This window comes from Clavibacter sp. GW821-FHT01D01, from assembly GCF_059422605.1.
Genome location: NZ_JBWKXC010000006.1, coordinates 85,685 through 111,290, shown reverse-complemented (window position 1 = coordinate 111,290; position 25,606 = coordinate 85,685). Strand labels below are relative to the sequence as shown.

The window sequence follows — 25,606 nt, the reverse complement described above, 5'->3', positions numbered from 1 at the left end:
CGCCAGCGGATGGCGGATCCGGGTCAGAGGGACGGGCGCGTGCTGCCGCGGACGACGATGCGGTGCGGGATGACGACCTGCACGGGCGGGCCCTCGCGCTCCTCGATGCGCCGGACCAGCTGCCCGACCGCCGCCTCGGCGTACGCGCGGATGTCGAAGTGCACGGTGGTGAGGGTGGGGATCGAGAACCGCGACTGGTCGACGTCGTCGAAGCCGGCCACCTGGACGTCCTCCGGCACGCGCAGCCCGTGGTCGGCGAGGGCGCGCAGGGCGCCGAAGGCGAGGCCGTCGGTGAAGCAGAACAGGGCTTCGGGCGCCGGGTTGCCGCCAGCCAGCCAGGAGTCCACGGCCTCCGCGCCGGAGGCGCTGTTCCAGCCGGTGCGGTCGATCTCCACGGGCGCCTCGCCGGCCTCCTCCATCGCGCGCCGGTAGCCGATGCGCCGCAGGTCCCCCGCGGCCGACTCCTCGCGCGTCGCCGTGCCCACCGCGGCGATGCGGCGCGCTCCCGTCGCGAGGAGGTACCGGGTCATGTCGTACGCGGCGCCGACGCTGTCGACCCCGACGCGGTCGGCGACCTCCTGCTCGACCTCGCCGATGACGACCACGGGCGGCAGCGACTCGGCCCGCCCGATCGCGCTCTGGGAGAGCAGGACGGGGTTCAGGATCAGGCCGTCCACCAGGTGCTCGCGGGCCCGGGACATGAGGTCGCGCTCGCGGTCGGGCCGGGAGCCCGTCTCCTCCATCTGGATGCTGTAGCCGGCCTCGTGCGCCACCTCCACCAGGTGGTGGGCGAGCTCGGCGGAGTACGCGGTGCCGAGGTCCGGCAGGGCGACGGCGATGACGCCCGTGCGCCCGTTGCGCAGGCCCCGGGCGGAGAGGTTCGGCACGTAGTCGAGCTCCGCGACGGCCAGCTCGACGCGCTCCCGCGTGGCGGGGCTCACCTGGACGCGGCCCGTGATGACGTTCGAGACGGTCTTCGGCGAGACCCCGGCGCGCGCGGCGACGTCCTTCACTGTCGCGCGCATGGTCCTCCCCGGACGACCGGCGGCGGGCGTCTGCCGCAGGCGGTGCCCCCGAATCTAATGCACGCGCTCAGCCCCGGCCGCGGAGGCGATGCCCGGGAGCGCCGGGCATACTGCGGGGATGATCTCCACCGCGCATGCCACGACCCTGCTGGAGCTCGGCCTCGAATGGAGCCCCGAGCCCGGCGACCGGTTCCGGATCCGCGGCCAGGGCTTCGAGTCCGACGTCTTCACCATCAGCGAGCTCACCATCGAGGCGCACGAGCACGCGACGGGCACGGTCCTCGGCTTCAACGGCACCACCGAGTGGGCGCTCGACTCGGTCGCGCTGGAGGACAGCCTCTGGCTGCCGCGCGAGGACCAGCTCCGACAGCTCCTCGGCGGGGCGTTCCGCTCCCTGCGGCGCGAGATCGGCGGAGCGGAGGACGGCGCCCACGTGGTGCTCGTCGTCCTCGACGGGCACGAGGTCGAGCACCGGGACCTCGAGGCCGAGGAGGCGTACGCGAAGGCGCTCATCGCCGTGATGGAGGCCGCAGCGCCCACCCCTCCCGCCGCCTGAGGCGGGCGGGGCGTCAGGCCTCAGGCCCGGGCGCGGCGGCGCACGACGAGCGCGGAGACCGCGCGCCAGCCGAGCAGCAGGACGGCCAGGATGATCGCCGTCGTGACGACGAACGGCACGACCACGCCCTCGCCGCTGAGCGCCCGCAGCACCACGCCGACCACGAGCGTCACGCCCCACACCAGGAGCCCGGTGGGCACGAGGCGCGAGGGGCTGCGCCAGGCGCGGGCGACGATCCAGCCGACCAGGCCGCCCGCGAGGAACGGCCACGAGGTGCCGAGCACGGCCGAGGGCGCGAGGTCCTCGCCGTGGCTGGCCCGGCCGATGAGGACGAAGGCGACGATGAGCGCGGCGTCCAGGACGACGGCGCGGAGGATCTCGGGACGGGCGGCGGGACGGGTTCGGCGGGTCACCCGGCGATCCTAGGCGTCGCGTCCTGGACGGTCGGCGGGTCCGTCCTCCGCGGCGACGGCCCCCGGGAGCAGCAGGAACCCGTCGGCGACGAGCGCGCGGATCCGCGGGAGCAGCTCGGCGCGGAGGGCCTCCGCGTCCACGGCGGTGAGTTGCGCGACGGCGTCGACGATCGCGCCGACCGCGAGCTCCCCGTCGCACGCGCCCACGAGCGCGGCGAGCCCGGTGTCGAGCGGCACCTCCCGGCCGAAGCCGGCACCCTGCCGGAGCGTCATGACCGTCGGGTCCTCGGCGCCCGGCCAGTAGTGCCGCTCCTCGGTGACGTCGCCGGCCACGACCAGCGCGAGTCCGCCGAGCACCCGGTCGTCGATGCGGGCGAGGGCGTCGTGCGCGGCGAGCGATGCGTGCAGGTGGTCGCCGAGGCCGGTCGGGTTGTGGCCGAGGCCTCCGGGGAGCCGCTCGAGGCGGCGCAGCGTCGGCGCGCCCGTCGCGGGCCGGCGGAGGGTGAGGTACCCGAAGCCGACCGCCTCCACCCCGCGCGCCGCGAAGTCGTCGAGCCACGCGTCGAGGAGCGCCTCGGACTCCGGGGTGCCCGCGCGGGTGCCGCCGTCGCGGATCCACGTCTCGGCGTAGAGCGCCGCGTCCTGCACCTCCCGCTCGACGATCCACGCGTCGAGCCCGGTGCCCGTGCGGTGGGCGGCCGCGTCGAGCCACCCGGCGACCCGCTCGAGGCCGGGGCCGCCGGCACGGTGCTCCCAGTTGCCGAGGAGCTGCGCGATCCCGCCCGGCGTCAGGTGCTCGGCGAGCTGCGCGACGACGCCCTCCACGAGCGCGTCGCCGACGAGGCCGGCGTCGCGGTACTCGTAGGCGGGCACGCCCTCCGTCCTCGGGGTGATGACGAACGGCGGGTTCGAGACGATGTGGTCGAACCGCTCCCCCGCCACGGGCTCGAAGAGGCTGCCGAGCCGGAGCTCGATGGTGGTCACGCCGTTGAGGGCCGCGTTCAGCGCCGCGAACGCCAGCGCCCGCGCGGAGATGTCGGTGGCGACCACCCGCTCCGCGTGCCGGGAGGCGTGCAGGGCCTGGATCCCGCATCCGGTCCCGAGGTCGAGGGCCGAGGCCACGGGGGCGGAGACCATGAGGCCGCTGAGCGTCGCGGAGGCCCCGCCGACCCCGAGCACGTGGTCCTCGTCGAGCGCCCCGCCGGTGGCGAGCTCGCCCAGGTCGGACGCGATCCACCACTCGCCCACGCCGTGGGCGTCGATGAAGCCGTACGGGCGGAGGTCGACGGCCGGTCGCACCCGGTCCCCGTCCACCTCGACGAGGCCGAGGCGCGCGGCGCCCTCGATGCCGAGCGTCGGGAGGGCAGCCCGCAGGTCGTCCGCGTCGACGGCGTCGCCGAGCACGAACAGGGCCGCCAGGGCGGCCGGTGCCGGGAGGCGCCCGCCGACGCGCGCAGCGGCGACCGCGCGGCGGGCCGGGATCCGGTTCCCGCGGTGCAGCGCCTGGCCGGCGGCGTCGCCCCACACGCCGAGAGCGGACGCGAGCGTGAAGGGAGCCGCCTCGAGATCGGCGCGGAGCGCCCGGACCTCCGGGGTCGCGATGGTCACGGACGGGATCGCGGGTCGGGGCACCGGTCGATCTTAACCGGGGCGCGCCGACCGCTGGCCCGCCGCGGGCGGTGCCCCTAGCGTGGGGCCATGGACCCGGACACGACCGCCGCCGACGCCGACGACGACGCCGACGCTGCCGGACGCCGGCACGAGCGGACCGTCCTCCACCGCGACGGCTCGGTGCGCGGCCGCGGCGGCATGCTCGGCGACCGGGAGCACGGCGAGTGGACGTGGTACCGGCTCGACGGCACGATGCTGCGCTCGGGATCCTTCGACCATGGCCGCCAGGTGGGCGAGTGGACCACCTACGACCGGTCCGGGGCGCCGTACAAGGTCACGCGCTTCCCGGCCGCCGGCTGAGGCGCGCGAAGGCTGGCACGAGCGGGGGGGGAAGCAAAAACCCCGCCGGAGCGGGGTTCTTGTGGACCTAAGGAGATTCGAACTCCTGACCTCCTCGATGCGAACGAGGCGCGCTACCAACTGCGCCATAGGCCCTGACAACTCCACGAGACTACCACGTCGCGCGGGGCCCTCCGACCGCGAGCGCGGCCGTGGGGACGGCGCGCTTCCTCAGCCGACCGCGCGGCGGCGGCGCAGGACCTCGTCGAGGTCGCCCATGCCGGGCTGGGCGTCGTCGACGATGCCCATGCGGGAGAAGCGGCTGTCGGGGGCCGACGGCGTGCGGGCCGCGGGGGCGGCGGGGGCCGCCGCGACGGCCTCCTCCTCGGCGGCCAGGCGGGCGACCTCGGGCTCCAGGTGCGCGCGGCGCAGCGTCTCCTCGGAGGCGGCGGCGGCGCGGCGCATCTCCTCGGCGGGGGAGATCGGGGTGGCGGGCGCCCGACCCGCGCCGGGACGCGGGCCCGGCGCCTGCGACCGCGACAGGTAGAGCGGCTTCGGCACGGGCACGGGGGTCCAGGACTCCCCCTCCTCGCGCTCCGCCACCGGCTCGGCCGCGGGCGGGGCCGCCTCGTGGAAGTCCATGAAGCCCGTGCGCGGGAGGGACCGCGCCTCGGGCGCCTGGAGCCGTCGCGCCGCGGCGACCTGCGACATGCGCTGCAGGAAGGCGAGCGAGCCGAAGGTGGCGAGCGAGGAGATCACGAGGAGCGTCCACGCGCCGGCCGCGGCGACCTGCGTGAGGCCGACGACCACGCCGACGAGGGCGAGGGCGAGCACCACGGTCGCGGCGAGGCGGCTGCGGCGGAGGCGCGTGGCGGCGGAGGGCGACGATGCGGTCACGGGGGCCACTTTCGGTAGGGCGCGCTGGGCGGCGGCGTCTCGCGCACGCGCGGCGGCTTCGGCTTCTTCGGCGGCCCGACGGAGGGCGCGCTGATGCTCGACGACGCTGCGGGCACGGGTCTCGGCACGCACCGCGTCGGGGACCTCGGCCGTCTCGGCCAGGATCCGCAGGGTCTGCTGGAGGCGCACGGCGTTGCGCTCGGTCGCCATGTACTGGCGCCGGTGCAGCCACGTGGGCAGGAGGTAGGCGAGCCAGAGCACCGCGGAGAGCGCGATGATGATGCCGCCGGATTGCATGATCACGAGGCTAGGAGGTCCGGTGCGCGCGACGCGGGAAGCGCGCCGCGTGTCCACGGCCGGACCGGCGCATCCGCAGGTACGGGGCTGGCTGCGGTGGGGCCGGCTGCTGCGCGGTCGGACGCGGTGCGGGAGGACGCGGTGCGGTCGGATGCGCCGCGACGGGACGCGTCCCGGTCAGATGCGGCGCTGCACCGCGAGCGGCGACGCGGCCGCCTCGACGTCGGCCTCGGGCACGCGGGACCACTCGGGGTCGACGCCGCCCTCCTTCCAGCGCGCGAGCACGCTGGTGGAGAGCTCCTCGACGACCAGGCCGAAGCAGAAGTGGTCGCGCCAGTCGCCGTTGATGTGGATGTAGCGGCGGCGGAGCCCCTCGTACCGGAAGCCGAGCTTCTGGACGACCCGGAGGCTGGGCGCGTTCTCCGGGCGGATGCAGATCTCCATCCGGTGCAGGCCGAGCGTGGTGAAGCAGTAGTCGGTGGCGAGGGCGACCGCCGTGGGCGTGACGTTCCTGCCCGCGAACTCCTGCCCGACCCAGTAGCCGATGGTCGCGCTGGAGAGCGACCCGTAGGCGATGGACGACACGTTCAGCTGGCCCGCGAACTCGTCGTCGTAGTCGATGACCAGCGGCACCCCGAGCCCCGCGCGGGCGTTGGCCTGCAACGACCGGATGCTGGCACGCGTGTCGAACGCCATCGGCGCGTAGGGGCTGGTCGCCTCCCACTTGCGGAGCCATGACCGGTTGTCGAGCAGCGAGCGCTCGAGGCTCCGCGAGTCGCGGAGCCGGATGGGCCGGACGGAGATGCGCCCGTCCCGCATGGTGGGTACGGTCTGCGGCACGTCCCCCACCCTAGGCCTCGCCGCGGGCGCCGGGTCGGCCGGCTCCCGGGATCGCGCTCCCCGGCTGGTCGTCGTGCCGCGCCCGGGCGCCCGGAGCGCGGATCAGCGCTCGAGCGTCTTGACGAACTCGGGCAGCCACTCGCGGAGGCCCTCGCCGAGGTCCTCGTGGTCGACGCCCAGCTGGACGATGGCCTTCAGGTAGTCGAGCCGGTCGCCGGTGTCGTAGCGACGGCCGCGGAACACGACGCCGTACACCCCGCCGGTCCACTCGGGCGCGGCGGCCATCTTCTCGAGGGCGTCGGTCAGCTGGATCTCGCCGCCCTTGCCGGGCTCGGTCTTGTGGAGCACGTCGAAGACCTCGGGGCGCAGCACGTAGCGGCCGATGATGGCGAGGTTGGACGGCGCGGTGCCGGCGGCGGGCTTCTCGACCATGCCGGTGATGCGCACGACGTCGTCGTCGTCCGTCTCCTCGACCGTGGCGACGCCGTAGAGGTGCGTCTGCGAGGGGTCGACCTCGAGGAGCGCGACGACGGAGCAACCGCGCTCGAGCTGGACCTCGATCATGCGGGAGAGGAGCACGTCGCGCTTGTCGATGATGTCGTCGCCGAGGAGCACGGCGAACGGCTCGCGGCCGACGTGCATCTCGGCGCGCAGCACCGCGTGGCCGAGGCCCTTCGGGTCGCCCTGGCGCACGTAGTGCATGTCGGCCAGGTCGGTGGACTCGTTCACCTTGCGGAGCTTCGCGTCGTCGCCCTTGAGCTGGAGGGTCGCCTCGAGCTCGGCGTTGCGGTCGAAGTGGTTCTCGAGGGCCGTCTTGTTGCGGCCCGTGATCATGAGGACGTCGTGGAGCCCCGCTCCCACCGCCTCCTCCACCACGTACTGGATGGCGGGCCGGTCGACGACCGGCAGCATCTCCTTCGGCATCGCCTTCGTCGCGGGCAGGAATCGCGTTCCGAGTCCCGCGGCGGGGATGACGGCCTTCGTGATGTGGGTGACCATGCGATCGAGCGTAGCGGGCGAACATACCTAGACTCGACCCATGCCGAGCGATGTCGGGAACGAGAAGAGGGCCCTCCGCGCCCAGCTGCGGGAGCGTCGTCGGCAGATGACCTCCACCGAGCGCGACGAGGCCGCCCACGGCCTGACCAGCAGGTTGACGGAGCTCGTGGCCGATCACGACGCCCGCCGGGTGGCCTGCTACCTGTCCACGGTCGACGAGCCGACGACGCGCCCCTTCCTCCAGTGGCTGCACGCCGACGGGCGCCAGGTGCTCCTGCCGGTGTCGCGCAACGACGGCCTGCTCGACTGGGTCGTGAGCGACGGCACCGAGACCGAGGGGCTCTTCGGGCTGCCCGAGCCGGTGGGCGAGCTGCTCGGCCCGATCGCCATCAACGACGTCGACCTCATCGTCGTGCCGGCCGCCGCGGTCGACCAGGGCGGCATGCGCATGGGCTGGGGCCGCGGCTACTTCGACAAGACCCTCGGCTCGATGGAGGCCTGCCCCCCGGTCTACGCTGTGGTGTTCGACGCCGAGTTCGTCGACGAGCTCCCGCGGGAGAAGCACGACATGCCGGTCGACGGCATCGTGACCCCCACCCTCATCCACTCCTTCTAGGGACCCATGCCCACGTACTCCTACCGCTGCACGGTGTGCGGCAACGCCTTCGACATCGTGCAGGCGTTCACCGACGACTCCCTCACCGAGTGCCCCGTGTGCGGCGGCAAGCTCCGGAAGCTGTTCGCCGCCGTCGGCGTGAGCTTCACCGGCAGCGGCTTCTACCGCAACGACTCGCGCACCGAGGACGCGGCCAAGCGGTCGCGGTCGTCGTCCGGGTCCTCCTCGTCCTCGTCCTCGTCGGGTGACGCCGCGGCGTCCTCGGGGTCGGGCGACTCCGGCTCCGCGGCGAAGAAGGAGCCGTCCTCCTCCGGCGGCGGCTCGTCGGACTCGTCCGGCTCGGGATCCGGTTCCTCCGGCTCCGGGTCCACGGGCCAGGGCTCCGGTACGGTGACCCCGAGGAACCCCTCGGGTCCCAGCTCATCCGGGTCGGGATCGTCGTCGCCGTCCACCTGATCGGACGGCCTGCCTGACAGGAGCACCCGTGAAGGGCTTCAAGGAGTTCATCCTCCGTGGGAACGTCATCGACCTCGCGGTCGCCGTCGTCATCGGCGCGGCGTTCACCGCCATCGTCACCGCGATCGTCACGTCCGTCTTCAACCCGCTGATCGGGGCGCTGTTCAACGCGTCGACGCTCGCCGACGCGTTCAAGGTCGACATCCCGACCGCATCGGGCGAGCCGGCGACCCTGCTGTTCGGCGCGGTGCTCGCGGCGCTGATCAACTTCCTCATCGTCGCGGCCGTCGTCTACTTCGCGCTCGTGCTGCCCGTGAACCACCTCAAGAAGGTCGCGTTCGCGAAGCAGAAGGCCGCCGAGGAGGCGACGCCGAAGGACGTGCCGCCGACCGAGGCCGAGCTGCTCATCGAGATCCGGGACCTGCTCGCCGGGAAGCCGTCGCCCGAGGGCGCGCACACGATCCCGTCGTCCACCGGCCAGCACGTGGCCGAGCCCGGGAAGCCCGCCTAGCGCGCGATCCGCACGGTCCGACCGCCTCCGGCGTCGACCGTCAGCCCCAGTGGGGCGGGCGGTCGAGCCGGAGGCGGTCGTCGTTCGCGTCCGACGCGGCCGGCGCGTCGCCCCAGCCCTGCGGCGCGTCCTCGGCGGCGCGCACCGCGGCCTCGTGGGCGTCGGCCTGCGGGGTGGGGTCGGATCCGGGGACCGGCGCGGTCGAGGCCCGACGCGATCGGCGGACCGGTCGGCGCTCCCCCTCACCTGCGCCCGTCGGCTCGGGGGCCGCGGCCTCCGGTCCGTCCGACGCGTCGCGCTCCGGCATCACTCCGCCCGGTGCGCGCCCGGCTGGACCTCGACGGGAGCCGTGATCGGGTGCGCGTCGGAGATCGCGCCGAGGGCCGTGGCGATGCGACGGGCGACGGCGTCCGGATCCGCGAACAGCTCGAAGGAGTGCACGCGGAGGTAGTGCCAGCCGAGGCGCTTCAGCATCTCGGGACGCAGGCGCAGCGACTCGCGGAGGCTCGTCTGGTTGACCACCGGATCCGTCTCGATGGCGATGGCCCGGCCGCCGTACGACGCGACGAGGCCGAGCTTGTCCCGGTGCCCGAGGGCGGGGGCGAGCCCCAGACCCTCCAGCCGACGCGCGAGGTCGACGAGCATGGCGTCGCCGTCGTCCGGGATCGGGTCCTCCCGGAAGCGGGCCTCCGCCTCCGAGAGGATCTGGGCGAGCGCGACGATGCCGTGCTTCATCCGGTCCTGGTCGATGTCGCCGGGCTGGAAGCAGGACACGACCACCATCGAGCGGCGCGCGCGGGTCATCGCGACGGCGAGCAGGCGCTCCCCGCCGGGCGCCGCGAGGGAGCCGAAGTTCGACAGCACGCGGCCGTGCGGGGTGCGGCCGTAGCCGACCGAGAAGATCACGCGGTCCCGGCTCTGGGCGACGCACTGCTCGAGCGTCGCGACCATGAACGGCTCCGCGCGGTCGCCGATGAAGAACTCGGTGACGTCGCTGCGCTTGGCGGCGGCGTGGAGGACGGCCTGCTGCACGCGCACCGCGTGCCGGGCGCTGGCGGTGATGACCATGAGCGACTCGCGGGGGCGGTGGCTCGCGTGGTCGAGGACGAGCTCCACCACGCGGATCACCTCGGCGTCGACGCTCTCGACCGCCCCGGTGTCCTCGTCGGGCATGCCGTGGCCGTCGGCGACGAAGTCGAGCGACAGGCTGCCGTGCCCGAGGAAGGTGCCCGCCCACGGGAGGGACTGGATGCGGCCGCCGTAGAAGCGGCGGTTCACGAGCTCGGCGAGGTCCTCGCCGCCCGCGCGGTAGCTGCGCGTGAGGGAGAGCGTGGGCAGGAGCTCGCCGAGGCGCGCGAGCGCGGAGTCGGCGTGGCGCTCCTCGAGCGTCGAGTCGTCGTCCGCGAGCTGCGGCGTCGAGCGCTCGGGCTTCGGGACCACCGCGATGGTGAAGGGCGACGGCGTCTGGGTGACGGGATCGCCGAACACCACGGTCTGCTTGCCGCGACGGATGCCGCCGAGCGCCTCCGCGAGCGTCATGGCGCCGGCGTCCACGAGGAACACGGCGTCGAACGGCATCTCGTCCGTGATGGCCGGCACCTCGTAGGGCGACGCGAGCCAGACCGGCGCGATGGTGCGGGAGAGGTGCGGCGCGGAGTGGTGCAGGGCCGCGGCGTCGACGGGGGCGGATCCGCCGAGCAGCTGGCGCAGGTGGTGCGCCTCCTCGGGCCAGTCGACGACGCCGATCTTCCACGTCTCCGCGAGCTGCCAGGCGAGGAGGCCGGCGCTGGCCGTGGCGTGCGCCTCGTCCACGAGCCGGAAGTCCGACTCGAGGCGGTCGAGCACGCTCGTGTTCGCGTTGAGGAGGGCCTTGTCGCCCGCGAGCATCTGCTCGAGCACGGACTGCCACCACGCGAGCTCCAGCTCGGCGGCGACGGCCTCCTGCGGCACGTGCCGGTCGGAGAGGTCGTGCAGCAGCGGGTCGAGGTCGAGGCGGCGGAGGTCGGCGAGGAGCGACGTGCGCTCCTGCAGGTTCTGCAGCACCTCGCTGTCCTCGGCGAGCTGGGCGACCTTCTCCCGCAGCTCGTCGACGGGCAGCTCCGCGAGCGGCGTCGGACGGGTGACCATGCTCAGCGGCTCGTCGAGCACCCTCAGGTCGGCGGCGACCTCCTGGTAGCGCGCGTGCACGTCCGAGATCCCGCGCGGGACCTCGGGGGTCGAGCCGACCGCGACGTAGCGCTGCCAGAGGATCCGCTGCTTCTGGATCGCCTTCAGGCTCTCGTGCATGTCGGAGATGTGGACGCCGGGGCGCACGTACTCCCGGGCGAGCTTGCGGAGGCGACGGCGGGTGATGCTCGTCATCTCGGGGGCGTCGCGGCGGGATCCGGTGGCCGCGATGATCTCGCTCAGCGACCGGTCGAACACGACCGGCTGGAACTTGTCGAGCGTCTCGCGGACGTCGAGCAGGAGGCGGAGGTACACGCCGAGCTCGTCGATGGACCTGTACGCGCGCATCCGCGTCTGCCCGATGAGCTCGTCGGCGCGCTCCACGAGGCGCGGCAGGCCGTCGGCGGACAGCTGCTTGGCGAGGTCGTGCGCGTGCGTGGCGGCGGCGCTCGTGGAGAACGTGGCGCCGTACCAGGGCGAGTCGCCCGGACCGTAGCGGAACTCGCCGAGGCTCGCGGCCTTCACGAGGGAGGCGGCGGCGCTCGCGCGGTCGTGCGCGATGGCCGTCACGGCGTCGCGGGTGAGGCGCGCCGTCGTCGCCGGCGGGCTCGGCAGGAGCGCGAGGCGGGAGAGCTCGCCGAGGGCGTCGAGCACGGAGACGCCGAGGTCCCGGTCGGGACGGCCGAGCGCGAACCGGTAGTCGAGCAGCACGTGGCGGAGGCGGACGAGCGCGTCGTCGACCTCGGCGGTCTGCGCGGGGGCCGCCTTCTCGTTGCGCACGATGGACTGCACGACGTCGCGCTTGAGGGACCTGGGCGCGACCGCCAGTCCCGGGAGCCCGACGTCGGCGAGGCGCTGGCCGATGCCCTTCAGGGAGGAGGCGCGCGGGCTCACGACGAGCACGCGCTTGTTCTGCGCGACGAGGCAGCCGATGGAGTTGACGATGGTCTGCGTGCCGCCGGTGCCGGGCAGCGTGGTCACCACGAGCGAGTTGCCCGCGTTGATCTGCGCGATGACGTACTCCTGCTCGGGATCCGCGTCGAGCAGCAGCGTGTCGGTGACGGGCGGGCGCTGGTCCTGCGGGATCGGGTCCACCGGCGCGTACGACTCGCCCACCCCCCACTTGGCGGTGGGGTTGCCGGCGATGGCGTCGATGATGAGGTGCTCGAGGTCGGCGGCGTCCTCGGCGAGCGCCCGGCCGACCTCCGCGAAGGACGAGACGACGAGGCGCGGCTGCACGGCGAAGGCCGGCAGGTGCGAGGTGAGGCCGCGCAGGCGGTCGATGACGGGCTGCGGCTTGAAGGCGCCGTTCTGCACGGCGAGCGCGACGAACGAGTCGGCGTCGAGCGTGATCTGGAACTGCTCCTCGAGCGCCCGTGCCAGCGCCGGGTTGAGGAACGGCTGGCCCTTGAGGCGCACCTCGTAGTCGCTGCCGTGGCGGCGGATCGCGAGCGGGCGCAGGAGCACCGGCGCACGGAACTGCTCGTCGGCGAAGCGCCACTCGGCGAGGCCGATGGCCAGGTGGATCGACTCGATGCCCCGCGCGGAGACCAGCTCGATCCCCTTCTGGGTGATGCGGTTCGCCGCCTTGCGGGCGCTGCGGAGGGCGAGCTCGTCGCGGATGAGGGACGACAGCAGCGTCGTCTTGCCCGTGATGAACTGCGCGAGGCCGCCCGGGTGCGTGGTGCTCAGCTCGATGCGGGAGCCCGGCGCGTCCACGAAGTGGAGGAGCGGCGAGGGGCCGCCGATGCCGGCCAGCTGCTCGCGCCACTCGCGCCAGCGGGGCTCGGCCACGTTGCCGCTCCCCAGGTGCACGTCGCCGACGCGGAGGTCGTGGGGGCTGGTGCCGTTGTGGGAAGCATTCACGTGGGGGTCCTCAAGAGGCTCGGCGGCGAACCCGGAGAGCAGGTCGTCGTCGTCGTCGGATCGTTCATTGGCACGCCACACCCGGCAACAGTACGACGCGTCGGGTGGGGAAACCGGCAGGCAAGGCGGCGCGGGAGCGGATCCGGGAGCCGCGTCGACCACCGGCACCGCGCGGCGGGGTCGGTCGTGACGGCGTGCTCCCGGCGGCCGTCGCGCCGGGACCGCGGGCCCCGACACCCGGTCCCCGCTCCGCTACCATGGGCCGGTCAGCCTCTGTAGCTCAATGGAAGAGCAGTTCCGTCCTAAGGAAAGGGTTGGGGGTTCGAGTCCCTCCAGGGGCACCTCCGGTCCGACGCGGACCTACGCGCCGATCGCCTCGCCCGCATGCGCCCGGATCGCCTCGCGGATGGCGTCCGCGTGCGCGTAGATCTCGTCGAGCGACCCGAGGGGGTGCCGCGTCTCGACCTTGTGCGCGTCGAAGAGGCCGAGGTACTTCTGCTTCTTGCCGTTGAAGTGCAGGCGGGCGATCGGCTTCCGGTTGTTGTCGTCGAGCAGGATCGCCAGGTAGGACTTCGCGTCCCGGTGCACGACGCGCTGCGGCTTCACCTCGCTGCAGGCGATGGCCTTGACGATCTGGTAGCCCTCGAGCTCCTCGAGCGTCGTCTCGATCTCCGTGTCGCGGTCGAGGTCCGCCACGACGGCCTCCTCGCTGGTGATCACGTCGGTCGACGGCGCGGTCGGCGCCGACGGGAACGCGGGTGCCCCGAGCGCCGTCTTCAGGCGGTCGTTCACCTGCTCGTTGAGGTACTGCTTCGAGGCCTTCCCGACGAGCGTCGTGAACTGCTCGCGGACCTTCTCGGTGAACGACCCCTCGTACACGCGGCGGGTGAGGAGCTTCACCCATTCCGCGGTCGGCTCGCGGAACTCCGCGGTGATCGCCCGCTTCAGCGCGCCCACGTACTTGAGCTCACCCGCGGCGCTGATGATCGAGTCGAGGTCGAACACGTCCTTGGTGAGCTTCATGAGCTCGGGGAGCAGCGTCTCGTCGATGTCGGCGAGGTCGAGCACGAGGAACGGCTTCTCGTCCATGCGGTTCGGCGCGTCGAGGTCCGTGTAGAAGTGGTAGACCTCGCCGTTGGTGAGCACCGCGATGCGGGCGTTCGTGACGGCGAAGTAGCGGAAGAGCTGCGAGGCGTGCTCGATCTTGAGCGGCTCCGTGGACTTCTTGCACTCGATGAGGATCTGGACCTCGCCGTCGCGCATGATCGCGTAGTCGATCTTCTCGCCCTTCTTGAGGCCGAGGTCCGCGGTGAACTCGGGGACCACCTCGAGCGGGTTGAACACGTCGTATCCGAGGATCGTGGAGATGAACGGCATGATGAACGCGTTCTTCGTCGCCTCCTCCGTCTGGATGGCGTCGCGCTGGTTGCGCACCTTCAGTGCCAGTGCGGCCAGGCGTTCGGCGAATTCCATGGGGACTCCCTCGTCTCGGTGCTCCCGACGATGCGGAGGTCCATGCGCTGTCAGGGAGATCTGATCGCCCCCAGTGTTGGGGGCCGTGGGCGGGGAGTCCGGCGCCCTGGCCTGCGCCCCCCGCCCTGATACCGTGACCGCATGGCCAGCCGGGACGTGCGCGACGAGCTCGCGGCCTTCGTCGCCGAACGCGAATGGGCGCAGTTCCACACGCCGGAGAACCTGGCCAAGAGCATCGCGATCGAGGCCGGCGAGCTGCTCGAGTGCTACCAGTGGGACGCCGACGGGGATCCCGCGCAGGTGGAGGGGGAGCTGGCCGACGTGCTCACCTACTGCCTGCTGCTCGCGGAGCGGTTGGGCCTCGACCCCGACGAGATCGTGCGGGAGAAGCTGGCCGTCACTCGAGCCAAGTACCCCGTCGGCAAGGCCCGCGGACGCAGCACCCGGTATGACGCGCTTTGACGTGCGTCGGGTCGAGCTCTCGAGCGACACGGTCGCTCGATGGGGAGCGGAGCATCCACGCAACGCGAACTGGCCCGTGGTCTACGTCCTGGAAGGTCCACCCGCGGGGAAGCGGGCAGGAGGTCGTGCACCCCACGACGTCTACGTAGGGGAGTCGCTGCGGGCCGCCGCACGCCTCACCCAGCACCTCAGGTCCGACGCACGCGGACACCTGGCGACAGCCCGGGTGATCGTCGGCGAGAACGCCAACAAGTCCGCGTGCCTGGACTTCGAGTCGCGGCTCATCGACCTCTTCTCCGGTGACGGCGTCTACACCGTCCTCAACCGCAACATCGGGATCACGAACGCGGACTACTACGACCGCGTCACCTACACCGCGGAGTTCGAGCGCGTCTTCGAGGAGCTCCGGAGCGAGGGGCTCTTCCATCGCTCCATCGCGGAGATCGAGAACGACGACCTGTTCAAGCTGTCTCCTTTCAAGGCGCTGTCGCCGGACCAGGAGCTCGCGCTGGAACAGGTGCTCGAGGGGCTGGTGTCGGACCGGCAGACGGGGATGGAGAGCACGACGGTGATCCAGGGCGAGCCCGGCACCGGCAAGACCGTGATGGGGGTCTACCTCCTCAAGCTGATCGCCGACATCGGGCGGCTCCCGGTCGACGACGCGCTCGACGCCGACTCCGTCTTCGCCGACTTCTTCCTCGGGGAGAATCGCGAAGCGCTCCAGGGGATGCGCACGGGGTTCGTCATCCCGCAGCAGTCCCTGCGCGAGAGCGCCAGGAAGGTGTTCCGGCGGACGCCGGGCCTCCAGGGGGTGGAGGTGCTGACGCCCTTCCAGGTCGGCGAGAGCGCGACCCGCTTCGACCTCCTCGTCGTCGATGAGGCGCATCGCCTGAACCGCCGGGCGAACCAGGCCTCCGGGCCGCTGAACCGCAAGTTCGAGGACATCACCGTCGCTCTCTTCGGGGACGACGACAAGCAGAGGACGCAGCTGGACTGGATCCGCGCGAAGAGCACGCATCGGATCCTCATGCTCGACCCCGCGCAGAGCATACGACCCGCCGACCTCGGTGCGGACACCATCGACGGCGTCATCGCCGAGGCCCGACGAGATCGCCGATGGCAGCCGCTCATGTCGCAGATGCGCGTGAGGGCGGGGACGGACTACGTCGGGCACGTCCGGCGCATCCTCGGCGCGACGCCGAGCCCGCGTGCGGAGTCGCCGCTGACGCCGGATGCTCTCGGCGACTACGAGTTCCGCATGTTCGACGACGTGGGAGACATGCACGCGGCCATCCGCGACCGCGACCGGGAGCACGGGCTCGCGCGCATGGTGGCGGGCTACGCATGGGAGTGGGTGTCGAGGAGGGACCCCGGTGCGTTCGACATCGTGATCGGCGACTACCGCGCGCGCTGGAACAGCACCCAGCGCGACTGGATCGCATCGTCGAATGCGCTGGACGAGGTCGGCTCTATCCACACCGTGCAGGGGTACGACCTCAACTACGCCGGCGTCATCATCGGGTCGGATCTCCGCTACGACGTGGAGAGGGGCCTCATGGTCATGGATCGGGGCTCCTACTTCGACAAGAAGGGCCAGGAGAACAACCCGACGCTCGGCATCGCCTTCTCCGACGACGACCTGCGGCTGCTCATCAGCAACATCTACGCGGTGCTCATGACGAGGGGGATCAGAGGGACCTTCGTGCACGTCGTCGATCCCGCGCTGCGCGAGCACCTCCGCCGCTACATCCCGACGACGTAGGCCGGGCCCGCCGGGCACGAGAGCGGAGCCCCGGTCGCCCCGGCCCTCCAGCCTCCTCCTGCGCTCGTCCGACACGGGGCAGCCGACGGGTCTCGAGACGCCTCCGGCGCGCGGCGACGCCGACGGCCGCCGGCGTCCGGGGCGGCCCCCCAGGGCATGCGGACAGCGGACGGTCAGACGGCGGCGACCGGAACGGGCCCCTGCGCCTCGAGCGCCCGGCTGGCGCGGTACTCCTCCGCCGCCGGGTGCAGGGCGAACTCGACGATCTCCACCGCGTGCGCCTGGAGGGCGTCCAGCACCTCGTCCGGGGTCACGTAGAAGAACTCCCGCCGGAGGTTGACGCGGTTCACGCGGTGCTCCGCGAACGTGCGGTGCAGCATGGCCTCCACTCCCACCGCGTCGTCCGCGAAGAAGAGCGCGTGGACGTCGAAGCGGAACGGCACGGAGGCGTCTCCGAGCTCGACGACGCGGTCCATCGGCTCGAGCCTGCGCGTCATGCCGATCTTCACCATGCGCTCGCCGAAGGCCCCGACGTTCGAGATGACGTAGACGTATCCCGCACGGACGTTCGCCGCCCGGTAGTCGACCTGGACGAGCGCGCGGTCCACGTCGTCGATGCGCGCCTGCATGCGCGCCGCGCCCTCGAGGTCGCCCTTGCTCTCGAGCGCCGCGAGGGTCGCCGCGTAGTGCGCGCGCTCCTTGTCCAAGCGGTCGTGCTCCGCCTGCAGCTCCGCCGAGGCCTTCGCCTGCTCGCGCAGCTCCGCCCGGCGCTCCCGCTCCATCTCCCTCTCCGCCTGGAGCACCCGCAGGTGCGCGCTCGCGAGCTGGAGCTCCTCCAGCCGGAGCTCGTGGTATCCGTCCTGGATGCGCAGGTCGATCATCGTGCCGCTCCGCGCGATCTGCTCCGCCGCTCGGGAGAGGCGCGTCTGCGCGACGTGCAGGTTGCCGGCCCTCGTCGCCTTGACCGCGTTCTCCGCCTCGGCGTTGTAGGCGCGCAGGAGCACCTTCGACATGTCGCCGACGAACTTCCGCCCCTGGGCCTCGGAGCCGTTGAACGTGAATCCCGATGTGGCGGTCACCGCCAGCTTGTCGCGCACCCGGTTCTTGATCGCGTAGCGCAGCGCCTCCAGGCGCGAGGCGAGCTCGGCGGACGACTCCGCCGGGTGCTCGTAGTCGAAGAGGCCGACCTCCTGCAGCTCCGCCGTGGCGGTGACCTCGACCAGCCGGCTGCGCGCGGCCGCGATCTCGTCGTCCAGCGCCAGGCGCGCCTGGATGCGCTCGTGGATGGCGTCGTCCACCGCCCGGAGCTCCTCCTCGGCGCGGAGCCTGGCCGCCTCCGCGTCCGCCAGCATCCCGTCGCGCTCGGACCGCGCCGAGGCGACGAGCGACTCGGCGGCCTGCTCCCCGGTGCGTCGAACGGCCTCCGCCTCTGCCCGCGCGTGCGCCCGGTAGTCGTCCACCTCGTCGAACGCGCGCATCCCGTGGCGCCGGACCAGGTCCTCGAGCTCGGCGACGCGCGCCTCCGCATCGGCCGCGCGCCGCCGGGCGTCCCGCCTCGAGAGGCGCTCGACGGCGGGTGCGGCGTCGGCGACACGCTCCTCCGCGGCGGCAGGCGCGCCGTCCTGTCGCGGATGGACGTGATCGGTCCACTGCACGCCGTCCCACCACCGGACGAAGCGGGGGTCCTGGTCCTCGTACCAGCCGGCGGCAGCGCTCATCCCCTCAGGCTAGGCAGGCTCCCGACCGCCCAGGAGCCCCCGTTCGAGGCCGCGCCACCCGCCCCCCCCCCCGTGGCCGCCCGCGTGCACCGAGCCCGCCCACGCCCCCGCGCCTGCCGACGATCGCACCGGGAGTGCCTGCGGAACATCGCTCAGCGGGGCCTCCCGCATGCCGAGACGCGCATTCCGCGTCGTGCGCACTATTCCGCATATGGGGAGATTCCGTGGCCGCCGATGCGGAATGCATTCCGTCTCCCCGCGCCGCACCGCGAATCGTCCGACGACATGATGTCGCCGCCACGGGAATGCATGCGCAGCGCATGGATCCCGGTATCCCCCCGCATTTCCACATCCCATTCGCGTGGTCGCACGGAATTCACCGGGAAAGGCGGTATCGTGACGGACGTCGCATCATCCGGTGCATCATCTGCAAATGAGAGGGAGAGACGTGGCTCGCAAGGTTGTCACCACGCTCGTCGACGACATCGACGGCGTCGTCATCGAAGAGGGAAAGGGCGAGACCGTCCCCTTCTCGCTCGACGGCGTGAACTACGAGATCGATCTGAGCGACGCCAACGCCGCCAAGCTCCGGGAGTCGCTCGACACGTACGTCGACCGCGCTCGGCGCGTCGGTCGCGCCTCGTCGGGCCGAGCTGCCGGCGGCGCGCGCCGCTCCTCCTCCAGCGCTCCCAAGGAGGACCTGGGCGCCGCGCGCGAGTGGCTCCGCGAGCACGGCCACAAGGTCTCCGAGCGCGGGCGCATCTCCGCCGACCTGCTCGAGGAGTACCGCGCCAACAAGTAGGCGAGACACGCGCGCACGACGCGCGCAGCACGATGACGAGGGCCGATCCGCTGAGGACCGGCCCTCGTCGTCGTTCCCGCGGGTGCGCCGTAATGAATCGCGCATCCCCGTCGCCCCGCGGATCGGCGTCCGCGCCGCGCCGCGCGTCACGCCCGCGTCACGCCCGCGTCGCAGGGCGGTCGCGGACCCGCGGGCACCCTGGCGGGGAAGAAGGAGCACCGTGCCGAGACACCTCGCATCACCCGGGAACGCCACCACCACCACCCGCCCCCGCCGGCGCATCCGCGCACGCGTCCTCGCCTCCGCGGGCGCCGCGCTCATCGCGCTCGTCGCCGTCGTCGGCATGACCGGCCAGGTGCAGACCGCATCCGCCGCCGTCTCCCTCGAGACCGCGTCGCAGTGCAACTCGACGCCGACCGGCGCCGGCGTCGAGGTCCGGTGCGACGTGACCGTCGTCAACGACATCGACATCGCCACGCAGGTGGGCTCGTCCACCGTCACCACCACCGTCTGCCAGGGAGCGGCGGGAGCGCCCCTCTGCACCACGTCGGTGTCGCAGCGCGATGGCATCATCGTCAACGCGGTGGAGCAGTGCAATGCGGTCGCCGCGGGCGGCAGCAACGTGATCTGCACGGTCGACATCACGAACAACATCGTCGGCGAGAGCACCACCACCGCCGCCACGGTCAACCAGTGCGTCGGCTCCGGTGAGGGCGGGGGCACATCCGCCTGCAACCCGGAGTCGTCCACCACGAATGCGGACGTCACCCAGTGCAACGGCTCGGGCAACGGAGGCGGGAGCACGGTGGAGTGCACCGTCACCACGTCCTCCACGACGTCCTCGGCGCTCCGGGTCCCCGTGGACCAGTGCAACGGATCCGCGGCCGCCGGCAGCATCGTCCGCTGCACCACCGTCATCCGCAACTTCGTGACGCCCGCCGTCGAGCCGACCGAGGAGCCCACGGTCGTGCCGACCGACGAGCCCACCGTCGCACCCACCGACGAGCCGACGGTCGCCCCGACCGACGAGCCGACCGTCGAGCCCACGATCGCCCCGACCGACGAGCCCACCGTGGCCCCGACCGTCGAGCCCACCGTCGAGCCCACGCCGCCCGCTCCCACCCCGACGGCCACCGCGCCGGTCCCGACGCCCACGGCGCCGATCCCGACCGCGACCGTCCCGGTCCCCACGCCGACGGCACCGACCCCCACCGCGACCGTCCCGGCTCCCACGCCGACCGTCCCGGTGCCCACGGCCACCGCCCCGGTGCCGACGCCCACGGCGCCGACCCCGACCGCCACCGCACCCACCCCCACGGCGACCGCGCCGACGCCCACCGCGACCGTCCCCGTCCCGACCCCCGGGGTCCCGACTCCGACGGCGTCCGCCCCGACGCCGACGGCCTCCGCCCCGACGCCTACCCCGACGACCGGCACGCCCCTGCCGTCGGCCACACCGTCCGCCACCCGCACGCCGGTCGCTCCGGTCGTGCCCGGCGGCACGACGCCCGATGGATCCCTGCCGGTGACCGGCTACGACCCGACGCCCACCATCGGCTGGGGCCTGGCGGCCCTCGTCCTGGGTGCGCTCGGGCTCGGGCTGAACGCACGCCGCCGTTCCGCCCAGCGCTAGCCGCACCGCGGATCGCACGACGCAGCGCCCATCGCCGGCCGATGGGCGCTCCGTCGCGGGTAGCCCGAAAAGCACTCCACTGGTGGGGATTAGGGGGCGAACGGATAATGTGACCCCCACGGAGGTGCGTGATGCATCAGGGGGCGCGGCGCGGCAGGGTCCGCTCGGCGAGCCGCTGCACCGCCTCCGCTCCCGCCGGCGCCTCGCCCGGGCTCCCGCCGGTCGCCCTGCCGGGGACGATCCGATGATCCGCATCGAGGTGCTCGGCGGCTTCCGCGTGGCCGGCCTCGGCGCCGACGACGCCGGGTCCGCCGTCCTCGACCCGACCGGCGTCGCCCTCTCCGACGGCACCCGGCGGCTGATCGCCGCGCTCGCCATCCGCACGCGCCCCGCCGACCGCGGCACCCTCGCCGCGCAGCTCTGGCCCGAGGCGCGCGACGGCCGGGCCGCGTCCAGCCTGCGATCCGCCATCGCCCGGCTCGGCTCCGGCGGACGCGAGATCGTGGACTCCTCCTCCGGCGGCCTGGAGCTGCACGAGGCCGTCGCGGTCGACCTCCGCGCGGCCCGTGCGACCGCGGCCCGCCTGCTCGAACCGCAGCACGACGTGCCGGACGACGCCGACCTCTCCCCCGCGGCGGTGGACCTCTTCGGTGCGGCTCTCCTGCCCGACTGGTTCGACGGCTGGCTCGAGCCGGCGGCCGAGGAGTGGCGCCACCTGCGGGTCAACGCCCTCGAGGCCCAGTCCGACGCGCTGCGCCTACGCGCCCGCCTGCACGAGGCGGCGCGGGCAGCCCGCCGGGCGATCGACGTGGACCCCCTCCGGGAGACGGCCCAGCGCTGCCTCATCGCCGTGCACGTGGCCGCGGGGAACCAGTCCGACGCCCTCCGCGCCTTCGCCGACTACCGCGCGCGCCTCGACCGGGAGGTGGGCCTGCAGCCGACCGCCATGCTGACGGACCTCGTGGCCGGCCTGCGCCAGCGCACCGGTCCCGTGGCCGTCCGCCGCATCGGCTGACGCGCCAGGCCGGCTGACGACCGCCGGCCCGGGGACGGGCACCGGCCCGCGGACGGGCACCGGCCCGCGGACGTGCACCGGCCCGGCCGACACCGCCGCGCGGACCCGGGGACCCGGCTCCCGGGTCAGGCGCCCGTCGTCACGCGCCCGCCGTCACGCCGGCGAGCCGCTCCCAGAGGAACGCGTGGATGAGCGACTGCAGCCGCGCGGTCGCCGGGTTGTCGGCCGATCCGCCGTGCCCGCCGGCCGTGTTCTCGAAGTACCGCACGTCCTCGACGCCCGTCTCCTCCAGCAGCGCGACCATCTTCCGCGCCTGCACGGGCCCGACGCGGTCGTCGCTCGTCGCGGCGTAGACGAGGGTGGGCGGGTACGCGACCCCGGCCCGGACATTGTGGTACGGCGAGAAGGTGCGGATGAACTCCCAGTCGGACGGCACATCCGGGTCCCCGTACTCGGCGATCCAGGACGCCCCCGCCGACAGCCGCGTGTAGCGGCGCATGTCGAGCAGCGGGACCCCGCAGACCACGGCGCCGAACAGCTCCGGGTAGGTCGTGAGCATGTTGCCGACCAGCAGCCCGCCGTTGCTCCGGCCCTCGCAGCCGAGGCGCGCGGCGACGGTGACGCCGCGGGCCACGAGGTCACGGGCGACGGCCGCGAAGTCCTCGTAGGCGCGGTGGCGGTCCTGGCGGAGCGCCGCCCGGTGCCAGGCCGGTCCGTACTCACCGCCGCCGCGGATGTTGGCGAGCACGTACACGCCGCCCCGTGCGAGCCAGCCGCGGCCGACGACGCCGCTGTAGGAGGGCAGTCGGCTGTTCTCGAAGCCGCCGTAGCCCGACAGGAGCGTCGTGGCGGATCCGTCGAGCGGCAGGTCCCGAGGCCCCACCTGGAAGTAGGGCACGCGGGTGCCGTCGTCCGAGACGGCGAAGTGCTGCGCGACCTCGAGGCCCCGGGCGTCGAACGACGCCGGCTGCTCCTTGACGGGCCGCGGCCCCCCTTCGCCTACGACGCCGTGCAGGAGCGTGGGCGGCGTGAGGAAGCCGGTGACGGCCAGCCAGTACTCGTCGGTCTCCCGGTCGGTCGCGACGACGGAGACGGACGCCAGCGGCGTCCCCACGCGGACGTCCTCCACCCGCCATCCGCCGGAGCCCGTGGCCGCCGGCGGCGTGAGGACGCGGATCCGGCTCGCGACGTCCTCGAGCAGCGTGAGCACGAGGTGCCCCGCCGTCCAGGCCCAGTCCTCGAGGCTCCGCGACGACGTGGGCGCGAACAGCACCGCCACCTCGCGCGATCCCGCGAGGAAGTCGTCGAGGCGCGCCGCCAGGAGCGACCCGGCCGCGTGCACGACGCCGCCGATCTCGGTGTCGGTCCGCGGCCGCAGCACGAGCCACTCGCGATGCAGGTCGACGTCGACGTCCTCCGCCACGTCGACGCGCACCGTGCCCGCGTCCGTCAGCAGGAGGGTGCGGGACGTGAAGAAGTCGGGCACCTCGCGCACCACGTCGCGCTCGAAGCCCGGCGTGGGGTCGTGCGTGACGTGCACGAGCATGTCCGTCGCGGCGACCGCGTGGACCTCCGGCGCGTCGGCCAGCGCCTGTCCGCGGCTCCAGCGCCGCGCGGTGCGCGCGTAGGAGCTCTCCGTGAGGCTCCCGGGGCCGAAGTCGGTGCCGACGAACACGGTGTCCCGGTCGATCCACGACACCATCGTCTTCGCGACCGGCACGGAGAAGCCGTCCTCGACGAACCGGCCGGAGCCGAGGTCGAGCTCGCGGACCGCCACGGCGTCGCCGCCGTCGGGTGAGAGGGACACGAGCGCGCGGTCGCGGGCGGGCGTCAGCAGCTGCGCGCGCGCGAACTGCCACGGGACGCCCTCCGCCTCGCCGAGCGCGTCGAGGTCGAGCAGCACCTCCCACTCGGGCGCGGGGGCCTCGTACTCGTCGAGGGTCGTGCGCCGCCAGAGGCCCTGGACGTGGTCGGCGTCGCGCCAGAGGTTGTAGAGGTGCTCGCCGTGCCGCGTCACGTAGGGGATGCGCTCGTCGGACTCCAGCACCTCGAGCAGCTCCGACGTGAGCCCGGCCCGCGACTCCTCGGGCGACCGGGCGAGCGTCCGCTCGTTCTCCGCGCGGACCCAGGCCAGCGCCCGGTCGCCGTGGATCTCCTCCAGCCAGAGGAAGGGGTCGTCGGGGGTCACGGTGTCGCGAGCGTCGGCGGTCATCCCCTCAGCCTACGGACGGCGTCCGGAGGATCCCCTGCTCGCGTCCCGGAGCCCGCGGGACGCCCCTCGGCTCAGGCCGCCGGCGCCAGGAACTCGTCCCAGCCGGGGGCGGGTCGCTCCATCCCGCTCACGACCCAGCCGCTGCCCTGCGGGGCGCGCGGCGGGGTGCGCAGCGTCCAGCCCATCTCCTCGGGCGTGCGGTCGCTCTTGCGGTTGTTGCAGGAGAGGCAGCAGGCGACGAGGTTCTCCCAGGTGTCCATGCCGCCGCGGGAGCGCGGTATCACGTGGTCGATCGTGGTGGCGTTCCGCGCGCAGTAGGCGCAGCGGCCGCCGTCCCGCCGGAGGACGCCCCGGCGCGAGACGGGCACGCGGCGCGCATGCGGGATCCGCACGTACCGCGTGAGGAGGATGACCGACGGGCGGCCCCAGACCCCGCCGTTGCCGAGGATGGGGTGCTCCTCGTCCTGGGCGAGCATGGTGGCCTTGCCGCTCAGCACGAGCACGAGGGCCCGCTTGAACGACACGACGGCGAGCGGCTCGAAGCCCGCGTTGAGTACCAAGGTGCGCACGACATCCCTCTCAGACCGGCCTGGACGGCTTCCAGGAATCCGAATGAGGCGCCCCGCCCCCGGGGACACGCGAAGGCACCGCCGAGTGCTCGGCGATGCCTCCTAGGAGAGCGGGTGACCGCTCGGGTGGACCAGGTGGATGCCCACCCGGGGATGGTGCCGGTGTCCGTGGCGCACGTGCGCATCCATGGTTCGGATGTGGCGTGCGGTGGTCATCGGGGCTCCCGGGCGGGTCGAGGGACGTCTCACCGCACAGGGTAGCCCAGGGCCCCCCGTTTGTCCCGGGGGACGACGAAGGCCGGCGGCGCATCGCGGAGGATGCGTGCCGCCGGCCCGTCACGGGTCGAGCTGGTGCGGGTCGTCAGCCGAGGAGGCGGACGAAGTGCACGTTCTGGCTCCAGATCGGGCGCTCCTTGACGTGGTCGCCGGGCTTCGGCGCGTCGATGAAGATGCCGTTGCCGGTGTAGATGCCGTCGTGGCTGAAGTCGTTCCAGACCACGATGTCGCCGGGCAGCGCCTCCGCGCGGGACACGACGCGGCCGGCGTTGTGCTGGGCGCGCACCGAGTGCGGCAGGTTCAGGCCGAACTGCGCGAACACGTACTTCACGAGGCCGGAGCAGTCGAAGCCCGCGGGGGTCTCGCCGCCGAAGACGTAGGGGACGCCGAGGTACTGGCGGGCCACGGCGGAGACGCCGGAGGCCGACGTGCCCTGGTAGATCGGGTTGGACGCGAGCTGGGTGGCGGATGCCCCCGTGTAGCTCGTGGCCGTGGACGCGAGTTGCGTGCGACGCTGCTCGGCGAGGGCGGCGCGCGCGGCGGCCGCCTTCTGCTCGTTGAGCTCGGCGACGGAGGTGGCGGTGAAGCCCTCCTCCTCGACCGGCGCCGACGAGGCGCTGTCGGCGGTGACGACCTGGGCGTTCGCCGCCGTGTAGTCCTGCAGCGAGGTGCCCTCGGCGCTGGTGGTGGTCTCGAGCGACGATCCCGCGGCGTAGGCGGGGATGGCCATGACGCCGACCAGGCCGGTGACGAAGGTCATGACGACCGCGTTGGCGGCCTTGGTGCGGCGCGAGCGGCCGACAGGAGCCGGGCTCAGGCGGGGAGCGGGGGTCTGGAGGGTGCGGGTCGCGGAGTCGCGACGGGGCCGGACGGCCTTCGCGTTCTCGGCGGCGCGGAGCTCGCGGCGAGTGGGCAGACGATCCATCCCGGGTGCGGGCGGTCGAGTCGGGTCGGACGGGTTCCCGACGGAACCGCTGATGTCACCATGGGCCAAGTTGTCAACCTCCTGCGTCTCGACGCCGGGCATGCTGGCGCCCCGTCCCTCCAAGGTCGTCGAGGGGTACACGTGCAGGGGACGGGTGTCGAGACGCC

At 73.3% G+C, this 25,606-nt stretch carries 23 protein-coding genes and 2 tRNA genes; 11 read left to right on the top strand and 14 right to left on the bottom strand.

The genetic code is table 11. The features are described 5' to 3' along the window. Positions 1–23: 23 nt before the first annotated feature. Entirely contained in the window at positions 24–1,025 is a 1,002-nt protein-coding gene (locus AC07VC_RS09910) for a LacI family DNA-binding transcriptional regulator (protein ID WP_317230019.1), read from the bottom strand. A 118-nt stretch (positions 1,026–1,143) separates the two neighbouring features. On the opposite strand from AC07VC_RS09910, the gene AC07VC_RS09905 reads away from it, so the two are divergent. Further along, positions 1,144–1,581 carry a pilus assembly protein CpaE gene (locus AC07VC_RS09905; RefSeq protein ID WP_317230018.1) on the top strand — a complete coding sequence of 146 codons (438 nt, stop codon included), beginning with the start codon at positions 1,144–1,146 and terminating at the stop codon, positions 1,579–1,581. Positions 1,582–1,601: 20 nt separating this feature from the next. Here AC07VC_RS09905 and AC07VC_RS09900 read toward each other — a convergent pair whose 3' ends face one another. Both AC07VC_RS09900 and AC07VC_RS09895 read right to left on the bottom strand, forming a co-directional pair. Further along, the gene (locus AC07VC_RS09900) at positions 1,602–1,994 is read right to left on the bottom strand and encodes a DUF3054 domain-containing protein (RefSeq protein WP_494676475.1); all 393 of its coding nucleotides are present in this window, start codon (positions 1,992–1,994) and stop codon (positions 1,602–1,604) included. A 9-nt stretch (positions 1,995–2,003) separates the two neighbouring features. Then, positions 2,004–3,626: a DUF7059 domain-containing protein gene (locus AC07VC_RS09895; RefSeq protein ID WP_494676476.1), complete on the bottom strand. Its 1,623-nt coding sequence runs from the start codon at positions 3,624–3,626 to the stop codon at positions 2,004–2,006. A 66-nt stretch (positions 3,627–3,692) separates the two neighbouring features. Here AC07VC_RS09895 and AC07VC_RS09890 point away from each other — a divergent pair, with 66 nt between their 5' ends. Next, the gene (locus tag AC07VC_RS09890) at positions 3,693–3,965 is read left to right on the top strand and encodes a toxin-antitoxin system YwqK family antitoxin (protein WP_494676477.1); all 273 of its coding nucleotides are present in this window, start codon (positions 3,693–3,695) and stop codon (positions 3,963–3,965) included. A gap of 62 nt (positions 3,966–4,027) precedes the next feature. Here the strand turns inward: AC07VC_RS09890 and AC07VC_RS09885 are convergent. From AC07VC_RS09885 to galU, 4 genes are all read right to left on the bottom strand, one after another. After that, positions 4,028–4,100 (bottom strand) — tRNA-Ala (locus AC07VC_RS09885). Positions 4,101–4,175: 75 nt separating this feature from the next. Then, positions 4,176–5,138, bottom strand: a complete 963-nt coding sequence (locus tag AC07VC_RS09880; RefSeq protein WP_494676478.1) for a hypothetical protein — start codon at positions 5,136–5,138, stop codon at positions 4,176–4,178. Positions 5,139–5,315: 177 nt separating this feature from the next. Then, entirely contained in the window at positions 5,316–5,957 is a 642-nt protein-coding gene (locus AC07VC_RS09875) for a GNAT family N-acetyltransferase (RefSeq protein ID WP_317229585.1), read from the bottom strand. A gap of 123 nt (positions 5,958–6,080) precedes the next feature. After that, complete coding sequence (galU, locus tag AC07VC_RS09870) at positions 6,081–6,977, bottom strand: UTP--glucose-1-phosphate uridylyltransferase GalU (RefSeq protein WP_317229583.1); 897 nt, start codon at positions 6,975–6,977, stop codon at positions 6,081–6,083. Positions 6,978–7,017: 40 nt separating this feature from the next. Here galU and AC07VC_RS09865 point away from each other — a divergent pair, with 40 nt between their 5' ends. From AC07VC_RS09865 to mscL, 3 genes are read left to right on the top strand one after another with little or no spacing between them, the layout of a single operon-like run. Then, on the top strand, positions 7,018–7,593 hold the full coding sequence (locus AC07VC_RS09865; RefSeq protein ID WP_104235092.1) for a 5-formyltetrahydrofolate cyclo-ligase: 576 nt from the start codon (positions 7,018–7,020) through the stop codon (positions 7,591–7,593). A gap of 6 nt (positions 7,594–7,599) precedes the next feature. Next, a complete protein-coding gene (locus tag AC07VC_RS09860; protein WP_104235093.1) occupies positions 7,600–8,049 on the top strand; it encodes an FmdB family zinc ribbon protein in 450 nt (149 codons plus the stop codon). A gap of 28 nt (positions 8,050–8,077) precedes the next feature. Next, positions 8,078–8,560: a large conductance mechanosensitive channel protein MscL gene (gene mscL, locus AC07VC_RS09855; RefSeq protein ID WP_104235094.1), complete on the top strand. Its 483-nt coding sequence runs from the start codon at positions 8,078–8,080 to the stop codon at positions 8,558–8,560. A gap of 40 nt (positions 8,561–8,600) precedes the next feature. Here the strand turns inward: mscL and AC07VC_RS09850 are convergent, their stop codons facing one another. Continuing rightward, positions 8,601–8,867: a hypothetical protein gene (locus AC07VC_RS09850; protein WP_494676480.1), complete on the bottom strand. Its 267-nt coding sequence runs from the start codon at positions 8,865–8,867 to the stop codon at positions 8,601–8,603. Further along, complete coding sequence (locus AC07VC_RS09845) at positions 8,867–12,592, bottom strand: DUF4011 domain-containing protein (protein WP_494676481.1); 3,726 nt, start codon at positions 12,590–12,592, stop codon at positions 8,867–8,869. The genes AC07VC_RS09850 and AC07VC_RS09845 overlap by 1 nt, the downstream gene beginning before the upstream one ends. A 269-nt stretch (positions 12,593–12,861) precedes the next feature. On the opposite strand from AC07VC_RS09845, the gene AC07VC_RS09840 reads away from it, so the two are divergent. Next, positions 12,862–12,933, top strand: a tRNA-Arg gene (locus tag AC07VC_RS09840). Positions 12,934–12,952: 19 nt separating this feature from the next. Here AC07VC_RS09840 and AC07VC_RS09835 read toward each other — a convergent pair. Then, on the bottom strand, positions 12,953–14,065 hold the full coding sequence (locus AC07VC_RS09835) for a type I restriction endonuclease (RefSeq protein ID WP_494676482.1): 1,113 nt from the start codon (positions 14,063–14,065) through the stop codon (positions 12,953–12,955). A gap of 141 nt (positions 14,066–14,206) precedes the next feature. Here AC07VC_RS09835 and AC07VC_RS09830 point away from each other — a divergent pair, with 141 nt between their 5' ends. Together AC07VC_RS09830 and AC07VC_RS09825 are read left to right on the top strand one after the other, a co-directional pair. Next, positions 14,207–14,527 (top strand): nucleotide pyrophosphohydrolase, encoded by a 321-nt coding sequence (locus AC07VC_RS09830; protein WP_317229579.1) that lies wholly within the window; start codon positions 14,207–14,209, stop codon positions 14,525–14,527. A gap of 226 nt (positions 14,528–14,753) precedes the next feature. Continuing rightward, on the top strand, positions 14,754–16,289 hold the full coding sequence (locus AC07VC_RS09825) for a DNA/RNA helicase domain-containing protein (protein WP_494676483.1): 1,536 nt from the start codon (positions 14,754–14,756) through the stop codon (positions 16,287–16,289). Between the two features lie 173 nt (positions 16,290–16,462). Here the strand turns inward: AC07VC_RS09825 and AC07VC_RS09820 are convergent, their stop codons facing one another. Further along, a complete protein-coding gene (locus tag AC07VC_RS09820; RefSeq protein WP_494676484.1) occupies positions 16,463–18,007 on the bottom strand; it encodes an SNIPE associated domain-containing protein in 1,545 nt (514 codons plus the stop codon). Between the two features lie 448 nt (positions 18,008–18,455). Here AC07VC_RS09820 and AC07VC_RS09815 point away from each other — a divergent pair, with 448 nt between their 5' ends. The 3 genes from AC07VC_RS09815 to AC07VC_RS09805 all read left to right on the top strand — a co-directional run bounded on the left by AC07VC_RS09815 (position 18,456) and on the right by AC07VC_RS09805 (position 21,457). Continuing rightward, positions 18,456–18,809, top strand: coding sequence for a histone-like nucleoid-structuring protein Lsr2 (locus AC07VC_RS09815; protein WP_317229576.1), 354 nt, complete (start codon positions 18,456–18,458; stop codon positions 18,807–18,809). Between the two features lie 220 nt (positions 18,810–19,029). Next, entirely contained in the window at positions 19,030–20,442 is a 1,413-nt protein-coding gene (locus AC07VC_RS09810) for a PT domain-containing protein (RefSeq protein WP_494676485.1), read from the top strand. A gap of 244 nt (positions 20,443–20,686) precedes the next feature. Next, complete coding sequence (locus tag AC07VC_RS09805; RefSeq protein WP_317229574.1) at positions 20,687–21,457, top strand: AfsR/SARP family transcriptional regulator; 771 nt, start codon at positions 20,687–20,689, stop codon at positions 21,455–21,457. Between the two features lie 139 nt (positions 21,458–21,596). On the opposite strand, the gene AC07VC_RS09800 is transcribed toward AC07VC_RS09805, so the two are convergent. The 3 genes from AC07VC_RS09800 to AC07VC_RS09790 form a co-directional block, all read right to left on the bottom strand. Next, positions 21,597–23,669 carry a prolyl oligopeptidase family serine peptidase gene (locus tag AC07VC_RS09800; RefSeq protein WP_494676486.1) on the bottom strand — a complete coding sequence of 691 codons (2,073 nt, stop codon included), beginning with the start codon at positions 23,667–23,669 and terminating at the stop codon, positions 21,597–21,599. Positions 23,670–23,740: 71 nt separating this feature from the next. After that, the gene (locus AC07VC_RS09795; RefSeq protein ID WP_494676487.1) at positions 23,741–24,238 is read right to left on the bottom strand and encodes an HNH endonuclease; all 498 of its coding nucleotides are present in this window, start codon (positions 24,236–24,238) and stop codon (positions 23,741–23,743) included. Positions 24,239–24,599: 361 nt separating this feature from the next. Beyond that, positions 24,600–25,439 carry a C40 family peptidase gene (locus tag AC07VC_RS09790; RefSeq protein ID WP_494676488.1) on the bottom strand — a complete coding sequence of 280 codons (840 nt, stop codon included), beginning with the start codon at positions 25,437–25,439 and terminating at the stop codon, positions 24,600–24,602. Positions 25,440–25,606: the final 167 nt, after the last annotated feature.

Bases quoted from the DNA above. Each gene is read 5' to 3' on its own strand.
- AC07VC_RS09910 (WP_317230019.1), bottom strand. From the start codon at position 1,025: ATGCGCGCGACAGTGAAGGACGTCGCCGCGCGCGCCGGGGTCTCGCCG.
- AC07VC_RS09905 (WP_317230018.1), top strand. From the start codon at position 1,144: ATGATCTCCACCGCGCATGCCACGACCCTGCTGGAGCTCGGCCTCGAA.
- AC07VC_RS09890 (WP_494676477.1), top strand. From the start codon at position 3,693: ATGGACCCGGACACGACCGCCGCCGACGCCGACGACGACGCCGACGCT.
- AC07VC_RS09880 (WP_494676478.1), bottom strand. From the start codon at position 5,138: ATGCAATCCGGCGGCATCATCATCGCGCTCTCCGCGGTGCTCTGGCTC.
- AC07VC_RS09875 (WP_317229585.1), bottom strand. From the start codon at position 5,957: ATGCGGGACGGGCGCATCTCCGTCCGGCCCATCCGGCTCCGCGACTCG.
- galU (WP_317229583.1), bottom strand. From the start codon at position 6,977: ATGGTCACCCACATCACGAAGGCCGTCATCCCCGCCGCGGGACTCGGA.
- AC07VC_RS09865 (WP_104235092.1), top strand. From the start codon at position 7,018: ATGCCGAGCGATGTCGGGAACGAGAAGAGGGCCCTCCGCGCCCAGCTG.
- AC07VC_RS09860 (WP_104235093.1), top strand. From the start codon at position 7,600: ATGCCCACGTACTCCTACCGCTGCACGGTGTGCGGCAACGCCTTCGAC.
- AC07VC_RS09850 (WP_494676480.1), bottom strand. From the start codon at position 8,867: ATGCCGGAGCGCGACGCGTCGGACGGACCGGAGGCCGCGGCCCCCGAG.
- AC07VC_RS09835 (WP_494676482.1), bottom strand. From the start codon at position 14,065: ATGGAATTCGCCGAACGCCTGGCCGCACTGGCACTGAAGGTGCGCAAC.
- AC07VC_RS09830 (WP_317229579.1), top strand. From the start codon at position 14,207: ATGGCCAGCCGGGACGTGCGCGACGAGCTCGCGGCCTTCGTCGCCGAA.
- AC07VC_RS09820 (WP_494676484.1), bottom strand. From the start codon at position 18,007: ATGAGCGCTGCCGCCGGCTGGTACGAGGACCAGGACCCCCGCTTCGTC.
- AC07VC_RS09805 (WP_317229574.1), top strand. From the start codon at position 20,687: ATGATCCGCATCGAGGTGCTCGGCGGCTTCCGCGTGGCCGGCCTCGGC.
- AC07VC_RS09800 (WP_494676486.1), bottom strand. From the start codon at position 23,669: ATGACCGCCGACGCTCGCGACACCGTGACCCCCGACGACCCCTTCCTC.
- AC07VC_RS09790 (WP_494676488.1), bottom strand. From the start codon at position 25,439: ATGGATCGTCTGCCCACTCGCCGCGAGCTCCGCGCCGCCGAGAACGCG.